The sequence below is a fragment of the Sphingomonas sp. BK345 genome (assembly GCF_014193845.1).
Taxonomy (GTDB): Bacteria; Pseudomonadota; Alphaproteobacteria; order Sphingomonadales; family Sphingomonadaceae; genus Sphingomonas.
Genome location: NZ_JACHZX010000002.1, coordinates 851,059 through 867,302, shown reverse-complemented (window position 1 = coordinate 867,302; position 16,244 = coordinate 851,059). Strand labels below are relative to the sequence as shown.

Annotated in this window: 18 protein-coding genes; 15 read left to right on the top strand and 3 right to left on the bottom strand. The window is 68.5% G+C overall.

Annotation, left to right across the window (positions count from 1 at the left end; all coding sequences use genetic code 11):
• The first annotated feature begins 51 nt into the window (after positions 1-51).
• The 6 genes from FHY03_RS09305 (at position 52) to FHY03_RS09280 (ending at position 5,793) form a co-directional block, all read left to right on the top strand.
• Positions 52-285: a type II toxin-antitoxin system Phd/YefM family antitoxin gene (locus tag FHY03_RS09305; protein WP_183930271.1), complete on the top strand. Its 234-nt coding sequence runs from the start codon at positions 52-54 to the stop codon at positions 283-285.
• Positions 282-740 carry a PIN domain-containing protein gene (locus FHY03_RS09300; RefSeq protein WP_183930269.1) on the top strand — a complete coding sequence of 153 codons (459 nt, stop codon included), beginning with the start codon at positions 282-284 and terminating at the stop codon, positions 738-740. Before FHY03_RS09305 ends, FHY03_RS09300 begins: the two co-directional genes overlap by 4 nt.
• A 94-nt stretch (positions 741-834) precedes the next feature.
• Entirely contained in the window at positions 835-2,838 is a 2,004-nt protein-coding gene (locus FHY03_RS09295; RefSeq protein WP_183930267.1) for a ParB/RepB/Spo0J family partition protein, read from the top strand.
• Between the two features lie 126 nt (positions 2,839-2,964).
• A complete protein-coding gene (locus FHY03_RS09290) occupies positions 2,965-3,879 on the top strand; it encodes an ArdC family protein (protein WP_183930265.1) in 915 nt (304 codons plus the stop codon).
• Between the two features lie 66 nt (positions 3,880-3,945).
• Positions 3,946-4,590, top strand: a complete 645-nt coding sequence (locus tag FHY03_RS09285; protein WP_183930263.1) for a hypothetical protein — start codon at positions 3,946-3,948, stop codon at positions 4,588-4,590.
• 231 nt (positions 4,591-4,821) lie between these two features.
• Positions 4,822-5,793 carry a DUF2493 domain-containing protein gene (locus FHY03_RS09280; RefSeq protein WP_183930261.1) on the top strand — a complete coding sequence of 324 codons (972 nt, stop codon included), beginning with the start codon at positions 4,822-4,824 and terminating at the stop codon, positions 5,791-5,793.
• Between the two features lie 87 nt (positions 5,794-5,880).
• Here the strand turns inward: FHY03_RS09280 and FHY03_RS09275 are convergent, their stop codons facing one another.
• Positions 5,881-6,540 (bottom strand): DUF2161 family putative PD-(D/E)XK-type phosphodiesterase, encoded by a 660-nt coding sequence (locus FHY03_RS09275; protein ID WP_183930259.1) that lies wholly within the window; start codon positions 6,538-6,540, stop codon positions 5,881-5,883.
• A gap of 105 nt (positions 6,541-6,645) precedes the next feature.
• On the opposite strand from FHY03_RS09275, the gene FHY03_RS09270 reads away from it, so the two are divergent.
• Entirely contained in the window at positions 6,646-7,101 is a 456-nt protein-coding gene (locus FHY03_RS09270) for a thermonuclease family protein (RefSeq protein ID WP_183930257.1), read from the top strand.
• Between the two features lie 260 nt (positions 7,102-7,361).
• Complete coding sequence (locus tag FHY03_RS09265; protein ID WP_183930255.1) at positions 7,362-7,772, top strand: single-stranded DNA-binding protein; 411 nt, start codon at positions 7,362-7,364, stop codon at positions 7,770-7,772.
• 45 nt (positions 7,773-7,817) lie between these two features.
• Here FHY03_RS09265 and FHY03_RS09260 read toward each other — a convergent pair whose 3' ends face one another.
• Both FHY03_RS09260 and FHY03_RS09255 read right to left on the bottom strand, forming a co-directional pair.
• Positions 7,818-8,039 carry a hypothetical protein gene (locus tag FHY03_RS09260; protein WP_218838907.1) on the bottom strand — a complete coding sequence of 74 codons (222 nt, stop codon included), beginning with the start codon at positions 8,037-8,039 and terminating at the stop codon, positions 7,818-7,820.
• Positions 8,032-8,307: a DUF6437 family protein gene (locus tag FHY03_RS09255; protein WP_183930253.1), complete on the bottom strand. Its 276-nt coding sequence runs from the start codon at positions 8,305-8,307 to the stop codon at positions 8,032-8,034. Before FHY03_RS09255 ends, FHY03_RS09260 begins: the two co-directional genes overlap by 8 nt.
• Positions 8,308-8,712: 405 nt before the next feature.
• Between FHY03_RS09255 and FHY03_RS09250 the strand changes: the two genes are divergently transcribed.
• From FHY03_RS09250 to FHY03_RS09220, 7 genes are all read left to right on the top strand, one after another.
• Positions 8,713-8,952 carry a hypothetical protein gene (locus tag FHY03_RS09250; protein ID WP_183930251.1) on the top strand — a complete coding sequence of 80 codons (240 nt, stop codon included), beginning with the start codon at positions 8,713-8,715 and terminating at the stop codon, positions 8,950-8,952.
• 481 nt (positions 8,953-9,433) lie between these two features.
• Positions 9,434-9,694, top strand: coding sequence for a hypothetical protein (locus tag FHY03_RS09245; protein WP_183930249.1), 261 nt, complete (start codon positions 9,434-9,436; stop codon positions 9,692-9,694).
• A 49-nt stretch (positions 9,695-9,743) separates the two neighbouring features.
• Positions 9,744-11,993, top strand: coding sequence for a type IV secretion system DNA-binding domain-containing protein (locus FHY03_RS09240; protein WP_409314165.1), 2,250 nt, complete (start codon positions 9,744-9,746; stop codon positions 11,991-11,993).
• 5 nt (positions 11,994-11,998) lie between these two features.
• Complete coding sequence (mobF, locus tag FHY03_RS09235) at positions 11,999-14,923, top strand: MobF family relaxase (protein WP_183930245.1); 2,925 nt, start codon at positions 11,999-12,001, stop codon at positions 14,921-14,923.
• A 73-nt stretch (positions 14,924-14,996) separates the two neighbouring features.
• Entirely contained in the window at positions 14,997-15,194 is a 198-nt protein-coding gene (locus FHY03_RS09230) for a DUF6961 family protein (RefSeq protein WP_183930243.1), read from the top strand.
• A 65-nt stretch (positions 15,195-15,259) separates the two neighbouring features.
• Entirely contained in the window at positions 15,260-15,622 is a 363-nt protein-coding gene (locus tag FHY03_RS09225; protein WP_183930241.1) for a hypothetical protein, read from the top strand.
• The gene (locus FHY03_RS09220) at positions 15,619-16,242 is read left to right on the top strand and encodes a class I SAM-dependent methyltransferase (protein WP_183930239.1); all 624 of its coding nucleotides are present in this window, start codon (positions 15,619-15,621) and stop codon (positions 16,240-16,242) included. The genes FHY03_RS09225 and FHY03_RS09220 overlap by 4 nt, the downstream gene beginning before the upstream one ends.
• The last annotated feature ends 2 nt before the right edge of the window (positions 16,243-16,244 follow it).

Sequence of the window (16,244 nt, the reverse complement as noted above, 5' to 3'; positions counted from 1 at the left end):
CACAAGGACGCGTATTCTCTATTTAGGTGTAGCCACTACAAAGGATCGGTGATGGAACGGGCGATCAGCGCCAGCGACGCGAACCAGCGCTTCTCCGAACTGCTCCGCGAGGTGCAGGAGGGCGAGAGCTTCGTCGTCACCTCGCGTGGCCGCCCCGTCGCAAAGGTCACCCCGGTCGACAACCTCGACCGGCAAGGCCCCGAGATCGACGCTTTGCTCGACTTCGTCTCTGCCCTGCCCCGCCGCAACGGCCAGGGCTGGCGGCGCGAGGATCTGTACGAGTGAGCCGTATCGCGTTCGACACCAACGTCCTGGCCTATATCGCCGGCGTCGGTCGCCATCCCGACGATGCCGCAAAGATCGAAGCCGGCCGCACGCTCCTGAGGCAATTGCGGAGTCGAGCCTCGCTCATCGCCCCTGTCCAGGTCCTCGGCGAACTCTATGTGGTGCTGAACCGGTCGGGTGCCTCGCGCGACGAGGCGCGCGAGACGGTGCTCCGCATGGCCCGAGCGTTCGGGACGGCCGACAGTAACAGCTCGGCCTTCCTCTCGGCGCTCGATCTCTCCAGCGCCCACCAGCTGCAGCTCTGGGACGCGCTGATCCTCAACGCCGCCGCCGAGGCAGGATGCGCGCTGCTCCTCTCCGAGGACATGTCGAGCGGCTTCGCGTGGCGCGGCACTGTCGTGATCAACCCCTTCGCCGCATCGGTCGACGAACGCCTCAGCCGTCTGATCGCCTGATCGGGCATTCCCCGCACCGTTTGAGAGAGGAGGACGCGTCGGATGGCGCGAGCCGGCGTGAGCGCACGCGGGCTCGTCACCAGGAGTGAAGACGATGATCCAGACTATCCCGCTTGCCAAGCTCGTGCCCTCCAAGCGCAATGTCCGCCGCCGAAGCGATGCCGCCGCCGACGCCCAGCTCCGTGCCGACATCGAAGCGCGTGGCCTGCTCCAGAACCTGATCGTGACCGCCAACAAGAAGCCGCGCGGCACCTTCGCCGTCGAGGCAGGTGGCCGTCGCCATGCCGCGCTGAAGGCGCTCGCCGACGACGGCAAGCTCGCCGCCGACTTCGCGGTGCCCTGCCTCGTGCTCGACGATCTCGGCAGCGCGGTGGCCGAGGCGAGCCTAGCCGAAAACTTCCAGAAGCTGGCGCTGAACCCGGCGGACGAATGCCTCGCCTTCCAGCATTTCATCGAACAGGGTTCGGACGTCGACGGCGTGGCTCGTCGGTTCGGCGTTACCGTGCGGTTCGTCGAAGGCCGCCTCCGGCTCGCGAGCCTCGCGCCGGTGGTGTTCCAGGCACTCGCCGACGGCGAGATCACCCTCGACATCGCCAAGGCCTACGCCTCGACGCCCGACCGCGAGCGCCAGGCGCATGTCTTCGACCAGATGAGCCGCGGCTATGGCGGGGCGCACCCGGACAGCATCCGGCGCATGATGACGCAGGCGACCGTCTCCGCCGCCGATCCGCGCGCCCGGCTTGTCGGCGAGGACGCCTACCTCGCAGCGGGCGGCCGCATCGACCGCGATCTCTTCGCCGACGACACCTCTACCCGCTGGCTCGACATCGCCATCCTCGAACGGCTCGCCAACGAGAAGATGGACGACGCCGCCGCGACGCTCGCGGCCGAGACCGGCTATGCCTGGATCCGCCCAACGCTCGACCGCTATGTCGACTGGCAGCAGACCGAAGGTCTCGAGCGGGTCGAGCTCGAGCCCGCGGCGCTGACCGACAGCGAGCAGGAGCAGGTTGCAACGCTTGAGGCTCAGGCAGCGGACAAGATCGCCCTGCTGGAAAACGAGGCGAGCAGCGACGAGGACCGTGCACAGGCCGAAGTCGAGCTCGAGACCATCGAGAAGGCGGTCGAGGCGATCACCGACAAGCCGCCGGTGCTCGACGAGGCGCTGCGGCCCCAGATCGGCGCCTTCCTCGTCCTCGGCCCCGACGGCACGCCGCGGCTGCACCAGACGCTCTACGTCGAGCGGACGCCGCAGGAAGAGAATGGGCCCGACGACGCCGATAAGGACGCGGGCGAACCTGCCCCACGCGCCGTCGGTCTCTCGCAGCGGCTGACCGACGAGCTCGCCATCCAGCGCCGCGACATCCTCGCGGTCCATGTCGCGGCAGACCCGGACTTCGCACTCGATCTCGCAATCTTCCTGATGGTCGACCGCAAGCCCGGCCACGGGGCGGAGCGGTACGGCTCGTCGCTTAGCGCCCGGCCGCCTCAGGAGCCGGTGATCGGGTTCAAGACGCCCGAAGCGCCCGCCACCCTCGCTCGCGCGGAAGCCGACCAGGCGCTCGACCGCAGCTGGACCACCTTCGACACCGCCGAGGCGCGGTTCGACGCCTTTCGCGCGCTCGGGCCCGACGAACGAGCGGCGTGGCTCGGCCACGCGGTTGCCGGCAGTCTCGAGGCGAGCGTTGCGGGTACGGGCACTGGCGGCTGCCGCTTCCACGATCATCTGGGCCGTCTGCTCGACATCGACGTCGCCGCCTGGTGGCGGCCGACAGCGGCAAACTTCTTCGACAAGGTCACCAAGCCCGTCATGTTCGACGCGCTGGCCGAGATCGACGGACCCGCACTTGCCGCGCGCTACGGCAATGCCAAGAAAGCCGACCTCGCCGCCACCTGCGAGAAGATCTGTGCTGGCGACTTTATCGGCGAGGTCAGCACCAAGCAGGCGGCACGGGCGTGGCTTCCGGCCGCGATGCGCTTCGCACCCGAGCCTGGCGGCCAAGCCGACGGCGATCCGGCCACGCTGCCGGGCAATGCCGACGCCAGCGCGACCGAGCTCGATCATGTCAGCGACGTGATCGACCGCGACGCTGCCTGAGCGGCACGCGGCATTCTGGGGCGGCCTCCACCTCGAGGTCGCCCCTTTTTCTTCGGCTTCGCGAGAGAGGGGAGACGGCTGTCGCCGGGGCGAGCCGATCCGGCTCGTGATCAGAGGAGCCGCGCGATGCGCCACAGCCGATCCACCCCGCCGACCAGCCCCGCCGAGACAATCACCAACGCCATCATCGAACGCCTGGAGGCCGGCGTCAGGCCCTGGCGCCAGCCCTGGACCGGCGGTCCTGTCTCCAGGCCCTTGCGCGTCTGCGGAACGCCTTATCGAGGGGTCAACGTCATCTGGCTCTGGATGGCGGCACAATCGCGCGGCTTCGGCTCGCCGACCTGGATGACCTACCACCAGGCACAGCTGCTCGGAGGCCAGGTGCGCAAGGGCGAGCGCGGTACGCTCGCCATCTTCTACAAGAGCTATACCAAGGAGATTGAGGATCCCGCGACGGGCGAGCGCGAAGACGAGGCGCGCCGCGTGCTGAAGAGCTTTACCGTCTTCAACGTCGACCAAATCAATGGGCTGCCCGAGCGGTTCCGGCCCGAGCCCGTGTCGCTGCCCGAACCGACTGCGCGTGATCGCGAACTCGACACCTTCTTCGCCGCTATTCCGGCGTTGCTGCGCCACGGTGGCAGCGAGGCCTATTACATGCCCTCGACCGACCAGATCACCATGCCGAAGGTGTCGCAGTTCCGGACGCGCGACCTCTACCGGTCGACACTGGCGCATGAGCTTGCGCACTGGACGGGACACCGAAGCCGACTGGACCGCTCGCTAGGTGGTCGCTTCGGGAGCGACGCTTACGCCGTCGAGGAGCTGGTCGCCGAGCTCGCCTCGGCGATGATCGGCGCCGAACTTGGGCTGCCAGTCGACCATCTCGACGATCATGCGAGCTATCTCGGCAGCTGGCTCAAGGTCCTCAAGACCGATGCCCGCGCGATCCTGACCGCGGCCGCCAAGGCCGAGGAGGCCTCCGCCTATCTGCTGAAGCTCGGCCGCGCCGAGCGCCCCGCCGAGCTGTCGCTCGCCGCCTGACCCGCACCCTCTCGGCGGCCCGCAAAGGATCGCTGTTTGCACCTCCTCTCCTCGGGAGATTTTCTAATGACCTACGATGTCGGCTACCGCTTCGCGCAGGCGCTCGATCCGAGCGGCCTCGACACCATTGCTGCTTGCCTCCACGCCATCCAGGCCGCTGCCAAGGACTGCCGCAACGCCGGCAAGTCATTCGAATCCGACCCTGCCGTGGTGCTACTCGCCCGGCATCTCGGGGCTGTCGCGACGACCACGATGCCGGATCGGCCGGCCCTTCGCACGCTCTGCGGCGATGCCTTGGCCGAGATTGCGCGCACCCCGTTGCTGACCCTGCTCGCCGCGCGCGGCGTCGATCATGACGCTGACGCCAAGCGGACCTTCCACACGGAAGCACGGCGGGCGCTGAAGCGGCTTGCCGACGCGCTGCAACTCGAGCGCGGCCGATACGACATTCGCGTCTGTGCTGGCGGTCCAGCGGTGTCGGGCGAGGTCATCCTCCACGGGGAAGAGCTCTACTGCCAGGTCTCGATCGGCGGCTTCGGGCCGGGCGAGATCCTGTTTCGCCGGTGCCGCGGCCGGTCCGACCATGTCGGCGAGCGCAATCATTGGGCTCGCATGACCGAGCTGGTCGACCACGCTCGGCTGGCGGCACGGATTGCGCGCGAGATCGGGCTGGCATGCTTGCCCGAAAGCCAGCCGAGGCTCGTCGCCTGAGAGCCGGATACGAGGTCCGGCCAGTGCCGCGGTGCGGGCGCGAGAGGCCTTCTACCCGCCGGCGATCCAGGCGCAACCCGCCCGCCTGCGGCCCGTGTTGCCTCGCCTGGGCTGGCGCCCTCGCGAGGCGGCCCGCGCCAGCCTTGTCGGGGGGTGGCGCCCGGCCCTGATGCCGCCGGGTGGGAGGGCACGCGTCGCCGCAGATCCGCGGCGTCTGACAGGAGACCTCTCATGCCGACCACCCTTGCCGCCCAGCTCGCTGCGCTCGAACTCGGGCATCTCTCGATCGCCAGCGATCCCGGTGCGCGTCCCCTCGCCCGACCCGAGCCGGAAGCAATCGACCAGACGCTCGCCGCCGTCTGGTCCGACCTGTTCGCGCTGTTCACCGACACCATCCTCGAGGACCAGGCCGAGGAGCTCGGCTGGGGCTTCGTGAACCTCTTCCATCGCGCCGCTGCCAAGGCCTCGACCCGCATCGACCGGGCGACCGACGAGATCCGGCTGCTGCTCGCGACCAACGACGGCTCGGAGGTCCACACCGCTGAACTCGAACAGCAGGTCGAGCGCGCGCAAGCGGCCGAAGGCGAGATGCTGGCGCTGGAGGCACTCCGCGAAACGGCGGCAGCGCTCTACCTCGCCGAGACCGGATCGTCCTGGAAGCCGGCCGGCGGCTCGCGGCTCAGCCACGACGCGCTGAGCACCTCCGCTGTGGTCCAGGGACGCGAGTTCCTGAAGGCCCGCGCCGAAGGCAAGCGCCGGGCCGCGATGCCTGAGGGCACGCCCGTCGTCTTTGCCGGCGGACGGCTGAGCTTCGGTAGCGCGGACGATGCCAAGGCCTATGGCGACGCGATCTGGCGCACGCTCGACCGGGTGCGCGCCAATGTCGCGGACATGGTCCTCGTCCATGGCGGCGACGGCAAGGGTGCCGACCGGCTCGCGGCGTCCTGGGCCGAGCGTCACAAGGTGCCGCAGATCGCGTTCAGCCTCGACACGCGGCTCGGCGCCCGGGCAGGCTTCCGCCGCAACGAGCAGATGCTCGGATTGAAGCCGCGCTACGTCGTCGCGTTCGCCGGCAACGGCGTGCTGGAGCGGCTCGTCATCCAGGCTAAGGAGCGCGGGATTGCCGTCGTCGACCGGCGTGGTCCGCTCGGCACCAACCCCAAGCACCATGCCCGTACCTCGGGCGAGGCGCTTGCGGCTTGAACCCTTCCGGGCGCCGCTTCGGCGGCGCCCTTCTTCCCCGGCTTTGGACTATGCCGCTTCCTGCTCCGGGGGCGGTAGAGACCTCTTTTAGATATCGCCGATCGCAAGCCGGCCACGCTCGGACAGCGCATAGAGCCCCTTCTCCACGCGCTCGAACCAGCCATAAACGTTGCGCAGCAGGATACCGCCCGCATCCTCCGCGAGCCCGCGCAGATCCCTCGGTCGCTTCGGTCCATCCCGCATCGCCTCGGCGCACGCGATCGTGCGCTGGCGATACGCTGTCATGATCGGCTGGCGGGTCGATCCACCCTGGGTCGGGTCGCCCTTTCGACGGCGATGCTCAGCGACGAGGCGCCGCCGCTGCGGCAGGCTGGGCCGCGGTCGGTAGGGCGCAGGCTCGCCGAGCACGGTGACCGTGCCTAATCGCAGGTCGACCGCGAGCAGGCCCAGTCCCAGCAATTGGCAGAGCCGATGCACCCGGCGGTCCTGGTCGCGGCCGCGGCGCGTGGCCGGCACCGCGACATAGACGATGTCGGACGAGCGCGTCCGCTCGACCGCCTGCAGCAGCAGCTCGAGCGAGAAGGATAGCTTGAGCTCGGTGACGACCACGAGCGGCGGCTCGCCAGGTGCCAGCCCGACGATGTCGCAGCCGCAGATCTCCCCCTTCACCTCGAACCCATGACGCCCGAGGAAGCGCTTGATCGGCGCATAGAGCGCGGTCTCGCTGACAGGCTTGATCAGGGTCATTCCGTCCTCACTAGCTCGCTCCCTTGTCGCCTCAAACCGCTCGCCGGTCGGCGCCGCTGCGCTGCAGGGTGGCCTGTCGTGCACCTTTGCGTAAGAGCATCGGCGATGATCCCGCTTCTGCTCCTCGCCAGCGTCGTCGCCCCCGGCACCACCTTCACCTGTACGCCCGTCGCGGTTTGGGACGGGGACGGTCCGATCTGGTGTGCGGAAGGGCCGCGCATTCGGCTGGAAGGCATCGCCGCCCGCGAGATGGACGAGACCTGCCGGCCAAGACATCCCTGTCCTCGCGCCAGCGGTCGCGCCGCACGCGACCATCTCGTCGCCCTCTTGGGCGGAGCCCGCGGCACGCTCCGCACCGGGCACATCGTGGTCCGTGGTTCCCCTCTCACCTGCGTGTCGAACGGCTCCGCGAAGGGCGATCGGACCGGCGCCTTGTGCCGTTCTCAGCAAGTTGGCGACCTCTCCTGCGCGATGGTCCGGGACGGCTATGCGCTGGCGTGGGCCCGCTACGGCGGAAACCGTCTGTGTCGATCGGCGCGAACCTCCAGCACCAGACGGTAGCACTTTCGGGCGTGCGCGATCCGGCCGGGTCAGGACCATTCCCATCGACTGCTCACCCCTATGGCGGGCGCGAGCGCAGGCAACCCTTCCCGACCAGGCCCGTGTTGCTCCGGCTTCGCCTCCGCTGCCCGCGCCAGCCTGGTCTCCCAGGGTTCCCCTCCCGTCCCTGCAGGCCGCTCGGTGCCTCCGCCCGGCTGCCTCGCCATGGCCGGGGCTCCGTCGATCGGGACGGTCCCGACGATCCGCAAGGAGCAAGCGCCATGACCAACACCGTTTTTCTCGTCGGCAATCTCGGCACCGATCCCGAGACCCGCTCCACCCGCGGCGAGACCCGCGTCACCACCCTGAGCCTCGGCACCAGCCGGCCCAAGCGCGACGGCGAGGGCAAGACCTTCAAGGATGCGAACGGCTACACCGCCAAGGAGACCGAGTGGCACCGCATCACCTGCTTCAACGGCCTCGGCAAGACGGTCGCGCAATACGCGACCAAGGGCATGCTGGTGTCGGTGCGCGGCCGCATCCACTACAGCAAGTGGACCGATCGCGAGGGGGTCGAGCGGTACGGCTGCGAGATCATCGCCGAGGATGTCCAGTTCCTCAGCCGCGGCAAGTCGGCGAGTGGCGGCGAGCCTTCCGGCCAGAACGACATCGACGACGACCTGCCCTTCTGACGGCCCGGAATACGCCCCGGCGGCACCGCCGCCGGGGCACCTTCGTCATGCCTGGCGAGGGCTGCCGAAGTGCCGCGTGACGATCGCATCGAGGCGGCGGGTCAGCAGGCCGGCGAGCGCCAGGGCGTCCCGCTCGGCGTCGAACGGATCACGCTGGCAGGCTGAGACGATCGCATCGCGCAGCCAGTAGCTGGTCGCCGGATCAGCAAGGATCGCGATGACCTCGGCGACATCGCTCATCGGCTCACGGGTGATCGGGTCAGGCATTGCCCTCCCCCTTCACCGGCGAGTGAACCATGCTCACTTGCGATCGCATTTTGCCGGGAGCGGGCTCACCGCCGTTCCCATCGAGCGCGAGGCGGATCGCCTGTCTCAGGCCTTCGGCACCCAGCGCACCGCCGCCGGCATCGAGCGCGATCAGCCCCAGTTCGAGCGCGGCAGCACGCCGCAGTTCCTCGCGCCGGCTCTCGAGCAGGCGCTGTTCTTCGTCATGTCTGGTGAGCGCATCCAGCGCGCTCGGCTTCTTCTTGGCCACGACCATTCTCCTGTCGGTCGAAGCCCCTTCCGATCCTCTCTTCGCCTAGCCGCGTACCTGTAGGAAAGGGATTTCTGCGGGCAACCGGAGCAGGTCCTCCCCTCCAGCGTGCCGCATCCAATCGGCCGCCGCGGGCATCGAGCCCGCGCCGGCCGAGCTCTTCTACTCGCTCGACATGGGGAAGCATGACAGCGGCGAAGACCGGGCCTCAAGGACGACGGGGCCCCACCATTTTTCCGGCCGATCGAGGTTCGCGCTCCACCGCCGGCGTCACCGCGCGGCCGGAAAAATCGTGACCCCCATCGCCGCTGACGCGGCCGCTCCTGGCGGAGCGGTCCCTGACCCCCGATCTTCCCCGCTGTCCCTCAGCCGCCGTCTTTCACTTGAACATTGAGAGGACGGACGATGACCTTCTACAGCCCGATCACCACCACCGCCGCTGCTGCTGCGGACCACGACGCCTACATGGCCGCCTACGCCAGGGCCGCCGCCAGGGCGCCCTACAGCTACTTCGACCAGCACATCATCCGCACCGACGATGGCTGCTACTGGGTCGCTGACGAGGGTGACTACGAAACCCTGATGCAGGACCTGGTGGACCGGATCGTCCACACCGTGGCTGCCGGCCGCAGCGACGAATCCTAAGCCGGCGAGAGGGGCAACCACGCCTCTCTCGCTTTGCTCGTCCAGAGCAGCGTCTCTCTCCCAGAGCACGCCTGCCGCGTCCTTTCCCGACTGATCACACTCCGTTTCCCGAGCCAAGGTTCGCGACGGCGATCCCACCGGGCACCCCGATCAAGACCCGATCGTCAGTCCATCCATCCCGACCGCAGCACTTCGACGATATGGCGCAAAGGGAGCACACCCTATGCGGCAAGCCCGCAGGACAAGAGGTTGAAGACCCTCGCCAAAACCGGTCCCACGGGCGGACGCATTTCGTGGTTCTTTGTGGGGCCGCTTCTAAGCCGTTGTTTTCATTGTTGGAGCCGCTCGCTTCGATTTTGTAGAATGTGTTTTCCTACAGCCCCCGTCCGCTGCTAGATCGACCCTGCCTTGCGACGCGCGACCATGCTCCTCCGGCTTATCGGAGATGTGCATGTCGTACCATCATTTCATCACCGTTCGCATGAGCGGCGCGATGCGCGCTGAGCTCGATCACCTTGTCGCAACCCGCAACACCGACATCGGCAAGCTCGTGCGCGAACTGCTTGCCCGCGAACTCAGGGGCGCGCCCGACCGGATCAGCGAGGCGCTCGGACAACTCCTATTCGTGGCGATCGCGCTCGACGAGCTGCTCGCTGTTCATCCCGATCCCGATCTCCGCGCGACCGTGATCCGGTTGTGGCGCGAGGCGACCTCCGAGGAGGGCCGGTTCCATGCGGCATAAGCTTGTCAACTTCACCCGCGGCAGCCAGCTGATCGGGCATTTCGGCTTCATGTTCGCGGCCGGCCTCAAGGGCCCTGCCCTAGTCGCGACGGCAGTGTTCGGCGGCCTTATCTGGTGGCGCGTGAACGGCGCCCTGAGCGACGCCGAAAGCTACCTGTGCTGGATGCGGATCTACGTCGCCGGCTACACCTGGTTCGAGTTCGATTCCGGCAAGCCCGTCAACCTGGCCCGCGACGGGGCGCCGATCCTCGTGCCGATCGCACGTGCCGCCACGCACCCGTTGATGGCCACAGCCTGGGCCAAGTGCATGGTCGCGGTCCGCGGCGGGGCGGTGCTCGCAGCCTTGATCACGGTGCCGGCGACCATTGCCTTTGCCTGGGCGGCGGCCTGGTTCGGGCGACGCTCGAAGGAGAGCCGCCACGAGCGCGGCGCTACGCTGGCAACCCTGCCGGCCCTGGTGAACGAGATCGAGGCACATAATCGGTCCGAGCGCGCGGTCGAGTATCGCCGCATCCTCGGCCCCGGCTGGCGGCTTTGCTCGGCTGCCGAACGCCAGGCGGCCAACCTCTACCAGCCCTACACGCTCGCGGGCGTGCCCTTCCCATGGCGGCTCGAGCAGAGCCACGTCATGCTGATCGGCACGACCGGCACCGGCAAGACCGTCTGCCTGCGCGACCTGCTCTGCCAGGTGCGGGCGCGCCGCCACCGCGCGGTGATCTTCGACCTGACCGGGGCCTTTATCGAGGCATTCTTCGACCCGACACGCGACGTCATCCTCAATCCACTCGATGCCCGCTGCCCGCAATGGTCGGTCTTCGAGGACTGCATCGACGAGGCGGGCTTCACCGCGGCGGCGGAAGCACTGGTCCCTCATGACGGCGGCGGTGCCGAGCAGTTCTGGGTGCTCGCCGCGCGCATGCTGTTCGTCGAAATGTGCCTCAAGCTGGTCGCGGAAGGCCGGGCAACCAACCTCGCGCTGTCGACCGAACTCATGACCGCCAGCCTCGCCCATGTGCACCAGCTTATGCAGGGCACGGTGGCCGACCCGCTGACCGCGCCCGAGGCGGCGCGGATGGCGGAGTCGATCCGCGCCGTCTTCAACGCCAACGCCAAGGCGCTGCGGATGCTGCCCGTGGATGGTCCCGGCTTCTCGGTTCGCCGCTGGGTCGAGGGCGAGGGCTGCCCCGGCAGCTTCCTCTTCGTGTCGGCACGCTACGTCGACATGGCGGTGGCCTCCCGGCTGCTCACCGTCTGGATGGACACCGCCATGAACACGCTCATGGCGGGGCCGCGCAGCCCCGACCTGAAGCTCTGGTTCCTGTTCGACGAGCTCGGCGCGTTGCACCGCCTGCCGGCGCTCGAAAAAGGCCTTCAGACCGTCCGCAACTATGGCGGCGCGATCGTCGCGGGCGTCCACGCCTACGCCAAGCTCAAGGAGACCTATGGCGACAACATGGCGATGACGCTCGCCGCGCTCGCCCGCACCAAGCTCGTGCTCGCCACCGCCGATCGCGAGTCCGCCACCTGGTGCTCCGACTTCATCGGTCACCGCCAATATCGCGAGATGGAGGAGGGTTATAGCTACGGCTACAACAACGCGCGCGACGCGGTGAGCCTTACGCCGCGTCGCCAGATTGAGCCGCTCCTTCTACCCGACCAGCTGATGAACCTGCCGCGCCTTCAAGGCTACCTGAAGTTCCCCGACGGCTTCCCGGCAGCACCCATCCGGCTCGACTATGTCGGCTTCACCGGCATCGCTGCGCCCTTCGAGCCGCGGCCGCCGCTCGCGCCCCGTCCTGCCATCGTACCATCGTCCGCGCGAGCAAGCGACGCAGCCGGCGAAGCGCCGCCGGGCGCCAACGACCAGGGTCCAGGTCCCCGGAACGCGCGCGAGGAGGACGCCTCGGCAGGAAGAGATCTGCGCGGCACGGACGCCGACCAACCCGGGCCCCGTGCCGCCGATCCAGCCGATCGCCACTTCAATCCGGCGCTCATCCGCTCGACCGGAGCGGGATCCGAGGTGTCGTCTTCGCCAGACGGCCAGAGCTTGGACGAGCCGTCGACCGCGGCTCGCCCGGCACTGGCGAAGCCACCCGGCTCGAGCGGAGAGACGGTCGAGCCGTCCACGGAGCCAGGCGAAGGATCAAGGGCTGAGCGCGCGGGTCGATCAGGCAGGTTCGATCCCGGCCGGAGCGTGCGCCCCCTGCCCTCGCCCGAGAACATCACCCGTCGTGAGCTTCGGGAAGGGATCGCGCCTTCCGAGGACAGATCGACCGACCAACCTGACCTCGGCTTCTGACCCTCATGTTGTCGGTCGCGAGTGTCAGGTCGGCCAAGGGCGCCGCCGGCTATTTCGCGGCCGACAACTACTATGCGGCCACCGAGCCAGAGGCTGCCGGCGAATGGGTCGGCAAGGGTGCGGCCGCGCTGGGCCTCACCGGCAAAGTCGACCAGGCTGTGTTCGAGGCGCTCCTCAAAGGAACACTCCCGAACGGCGCGCAGGTCGGAGTCGCCGACCGCCATAGTGCGGGCGTGGATCTCACCTTCTCGCTCCCCAAGAGCTGGTCGCTGCTGGCCCTTGTCGGCGGCGATCGGCGGATCATCGAAGCCTATCGCGCGGCGGTGAAGGACACGCTCGCCTGGGCCGAGCGCAATGCGGCCGAGACCCGGATGGAGGTGCGCGGGACCGAGAAAGTGGTGCCGACCGGCAACCTGGTGGCGGCCCTGTTCGAGCACGACACCAGCCGCGCGCAGGACCCGCAGGCGCATCTCCACGCGGTCGTCGCCAACGTTACGCAAGGGCCCGACGGCAAGTGGCGGGCGCTCCACAACGGCAAGCTGTGGCAGCTGAACACGCTCCTCAACGCCGTTGCGATGGCTGGCTTCCGCGAGCGTGTGGAGGCGCTGGGCTACACGCTCGGCGACCGCTCTAAGCACGGCAATTTCGAAGCGGCCGGGCTTACGCGCAACGTGCTGATGGCGTTCAGCACACGCCGGCAGCAGATCCTCGCCAAGGTTGCGGAACTGGGCAATCGCAGCCCCGCCGCGTTCGACGCCGCGACGCTGATGACCCGCCCATTCAAGGACGCGGTCCAGGACCGCGCCGCGCTCTACACCGCGTGGCGCGCAAGCGCCGCCGAGGCCGGCATCGATCTCCAGGGGCTCATCGCCGCTGCCGATCGCGGGACTGCCACGGACATGTCGCCCTGGTCACGCCTCGCCGCCTTTGTCGGCCAGACGACAGCGCGCGGCCGCGAGCTGGTCCAGGCCGTCCAGCAGAAGCTCGGCATTGAGAAAGCCGACCCGTATCTGCCCCGCTACACCAAGGCGATGAGCGCCACCGAGGTCGCTGCAACACACGCCGTTGCCTCGGCTGTCCGGCACCTGGAGGAGCGCGAGGCAGCATTCGCGAAGACCGACATCTTCAAGGCCGCGCTCGACACCGGTCTGCCGGTCGGGATTGACGCCGTCGAGCGGCGTGTCGAGGCGCTGCTGGCTACAGGCCAGCTCGTGGCCGGCACCGGCCGGCGCGACCAGATGGTCACCACGGCACGGGCGATCGAGACCGAGCGCGCGATGCTGGCAGCGGTGGAATTGGGCCGCGGCGGCGGCGCGTGCTACGTCGCGGCAGACGTCGCGCCGGCCAAGCTGGACGACGCAGCGCAGGCACGATCCGGTATCACCCTCAACCCCGGACAGCGTGCTGCTGGCGTCATGCTGCTGAGCTCGAATGATCGGATCGTCGCAATCCAGGGTGTTGCTGGCGCCGGCAAGAGCAGCGTGCTCGCCCCCGTTGCAGATCTCATTCGTCAGGCCGGCAAACCGGTCCTCGGCCTCGCGGTCCAGAACACCCTGGTCCAGATGCTCCAGCGCGAAACCGGCATCGAGTCCATGACCGTGGCGCGTTTCCTAAAAGCTCATGAAGGGCTGCTCGGCCCCGCACCGGATCGCGTCCGGCTCGCCAGCGCGCGTGCCAGCCTGGGCGGTGCCGCCCTGCTCGTCGACGAGGCGTCGATGCTGTCCAATGGCGATCACCTGAAGCTCGTCCAGCTCGCCAACCTGATCGGGATCGGCCGCATGGCGTTCGTCGGCGACGCGCGGCAGCTGGGCGCGGTCGATGCCGGCAAGCCCTTCTCGGTGATGCAGCAGGCGGGCGCCCCGACGGCGCAGATGAGCCAGAACCTGCGGGCGCGCGGCGAGGCAGTCCGCATCGCCGCTGCCGCCGCGCAGATCGGGGCGATCGATCGCGCGATGGAAGCGCTCGTGCCCTACACCGTCGAGGCACCAGAGCGCGCCAGCGCGGAAGCCGCCGAGCGCTGGCTCGCCTTGGCACCGGCCGACCGCGAGCGGACCGCGATCTACGCTTCGGGTCGCCGGCTGCGCGCCGAGGTCAACGAGAAAGTCCAGCAAGGGCTGGTCGATCGTGGCGATATCGGGACCGACAAGCTCGCGGTGACGGTGCTGGACCGGGTCAGCGTCACCGGAGAGGAGCTGCGTTACCCGCACAGCTATGCCGAAGGCATGGTGGTCGAGATCAGCCGCGCCCAGGTGGCTCAGCGGCTCCCCCGCGCCCGCGCCGTGGTCGAACGGGTCGACGCCGGCCGTGGCGCCGTCACGCTCCGGCTCTCAGGCGGCGCAGAACGTACGTTCCGGCCCGATCGGCTGCGGATCAGGGCGGGCGAGAGCCCGCTCCAGCTCTACGAGGCAAAGGTGCTCGAACTGCACGAGCGGGACCGGATCCGCTGGACGGCGAACGACCATGATCGTGGCCTGTTCAATGCCGACCAGGCGCGGATCACCGCGATCGCGTCAGGCAAGGTGATGCTGGAGACGAGCCAGGGCCGCAGCGTGACGCTCAAGCCGAACGATCCCATGCTCCAGCGTCTAGACCTCGCCTACGCGCTCAACGCCCATATGGCGCAGGGGCTGACATCGGACCGGGGCATCGCGGTCATCGAGACGCGGGACACCAAGCTGGTCAACCAGCAGACCTTCCTGGTGACCGTCACCCGGCTACGAGACTCGCTGACGCTCGTCGTCGACAATGCCGTCCGGCTCGAACGCCAGCTCGTCCGCAATGCCGGCGGAAAGACGTCCGCGCTGGAGACCAGTGGCAAGGTTCGTCCTGCAAACGCCAAACCGACACGGCAACCGCCGCGGGCCGCTGAGCCGGAGAAGGGTCTCGATCTCGAGCCGGCGCGCACCAAGCCCTATGACTTCGGCATCTGATCCGACGCTTCGGGCCTGCAAGGCAGCTGCCCGGGTGTGGCGGAATGGTTCAGCCTGCGTATGTTGCCGGTCCATGCCCATGACCGAGGACCAGGAACGATGGGCCGAGGCGCTCGCGATCGAGCGGCTCCATGGCGAGCGCGCCAAGGCTTGGGTCGCCGAGCGGATCGCGGTGTTCCAAGAGGCAGGCGACGGCAAGGGAGTGGAGCGTTTCTCCATCCTCGCCGCGTGTCTGGACCAGCTTCAGTTCGGTCCGGCTCGCGGCCATTGAGATGGGCATGCCAAGGCGATCGACCGATACCCTGAACCAGCCTGCCGCCCGCTCGTTCGGACCTGATGTCGTCCCTCAAGATTGCGTCCTCGGCCGAAGCTTCAGCCCCACCGCCGGTGACGCCGGACGGCCGCTACATCGTCGTACGCGGCCGGCTCTGGCGACGTGCCAATCCTGATCTGGATGCCGAGCAGCGGAGAGCGCTCACGGCCGACCTGATGCGCGCTCGCCGGGCAGTCGGTGCAGCCCTGCGCGACCGCGATGACGCCGCACTCGCGGCGGCTCGCGCGCAGGTGAATGAAGCGAAGATCGCGCTTGGCGAACGTGGACCTGTCTGGTGGAGCGACGGCACGCCTGACCAGAACCGGCGGATGGCGCGGAACACCCGCTATGCCGACTGGTACGAAGCACTCCGGAGCACAGCATGAGCGAGACCGAGGCGCTGGGTCTGCCACCGGAGGCGTTCGCCAAGCAGGATGGCGGGTCCGACCTCGACTTCTACGCGCCCACTCGCCTCGTCACACATATCGATGAGGCGGCAGTCGAGGCTCTGACCAGACACTATGCATCGAGGTTGAAACCAGGCGATCGCGTCCTCGACCTCATGTCGAGCTGGGTTAGCCACCTGCCGCCCGGCCTGGATTTCGATGTCGTCGGCCACGGCATGAACGCGGAGGAGCTCGCCGCCAATCCGCGCCTCGGCCGATGGTTCGTCCAGGACCTCAACCAGGATGCTGTCCTGCCGGAGGCGGACGAGACGTTCGACGCGGTACTTGTGTGCGTCGGCGTACAATATCTCCAGCACCCTCTGGCGGTGTTTCGCGAAGTCTGGCGGGTGCTGAAGCCGGACGGCGTGGCGATCGCCAGCTTCTCGAACCGGTGCTTTCCGACCAAGGCGGTCGCGATCTGGCGCGCGCTCGACATGAACGGACAGGCAGCGCTCATCCGCCTCTACCTGGAAAAAGCCGGCTTCCAGGATGTCCAGGCGCATTTGCTCGCGGACGGACGGTCGGGCGATCCGCTGATCGCAGTCGAGGCGCGCAGCTGAGC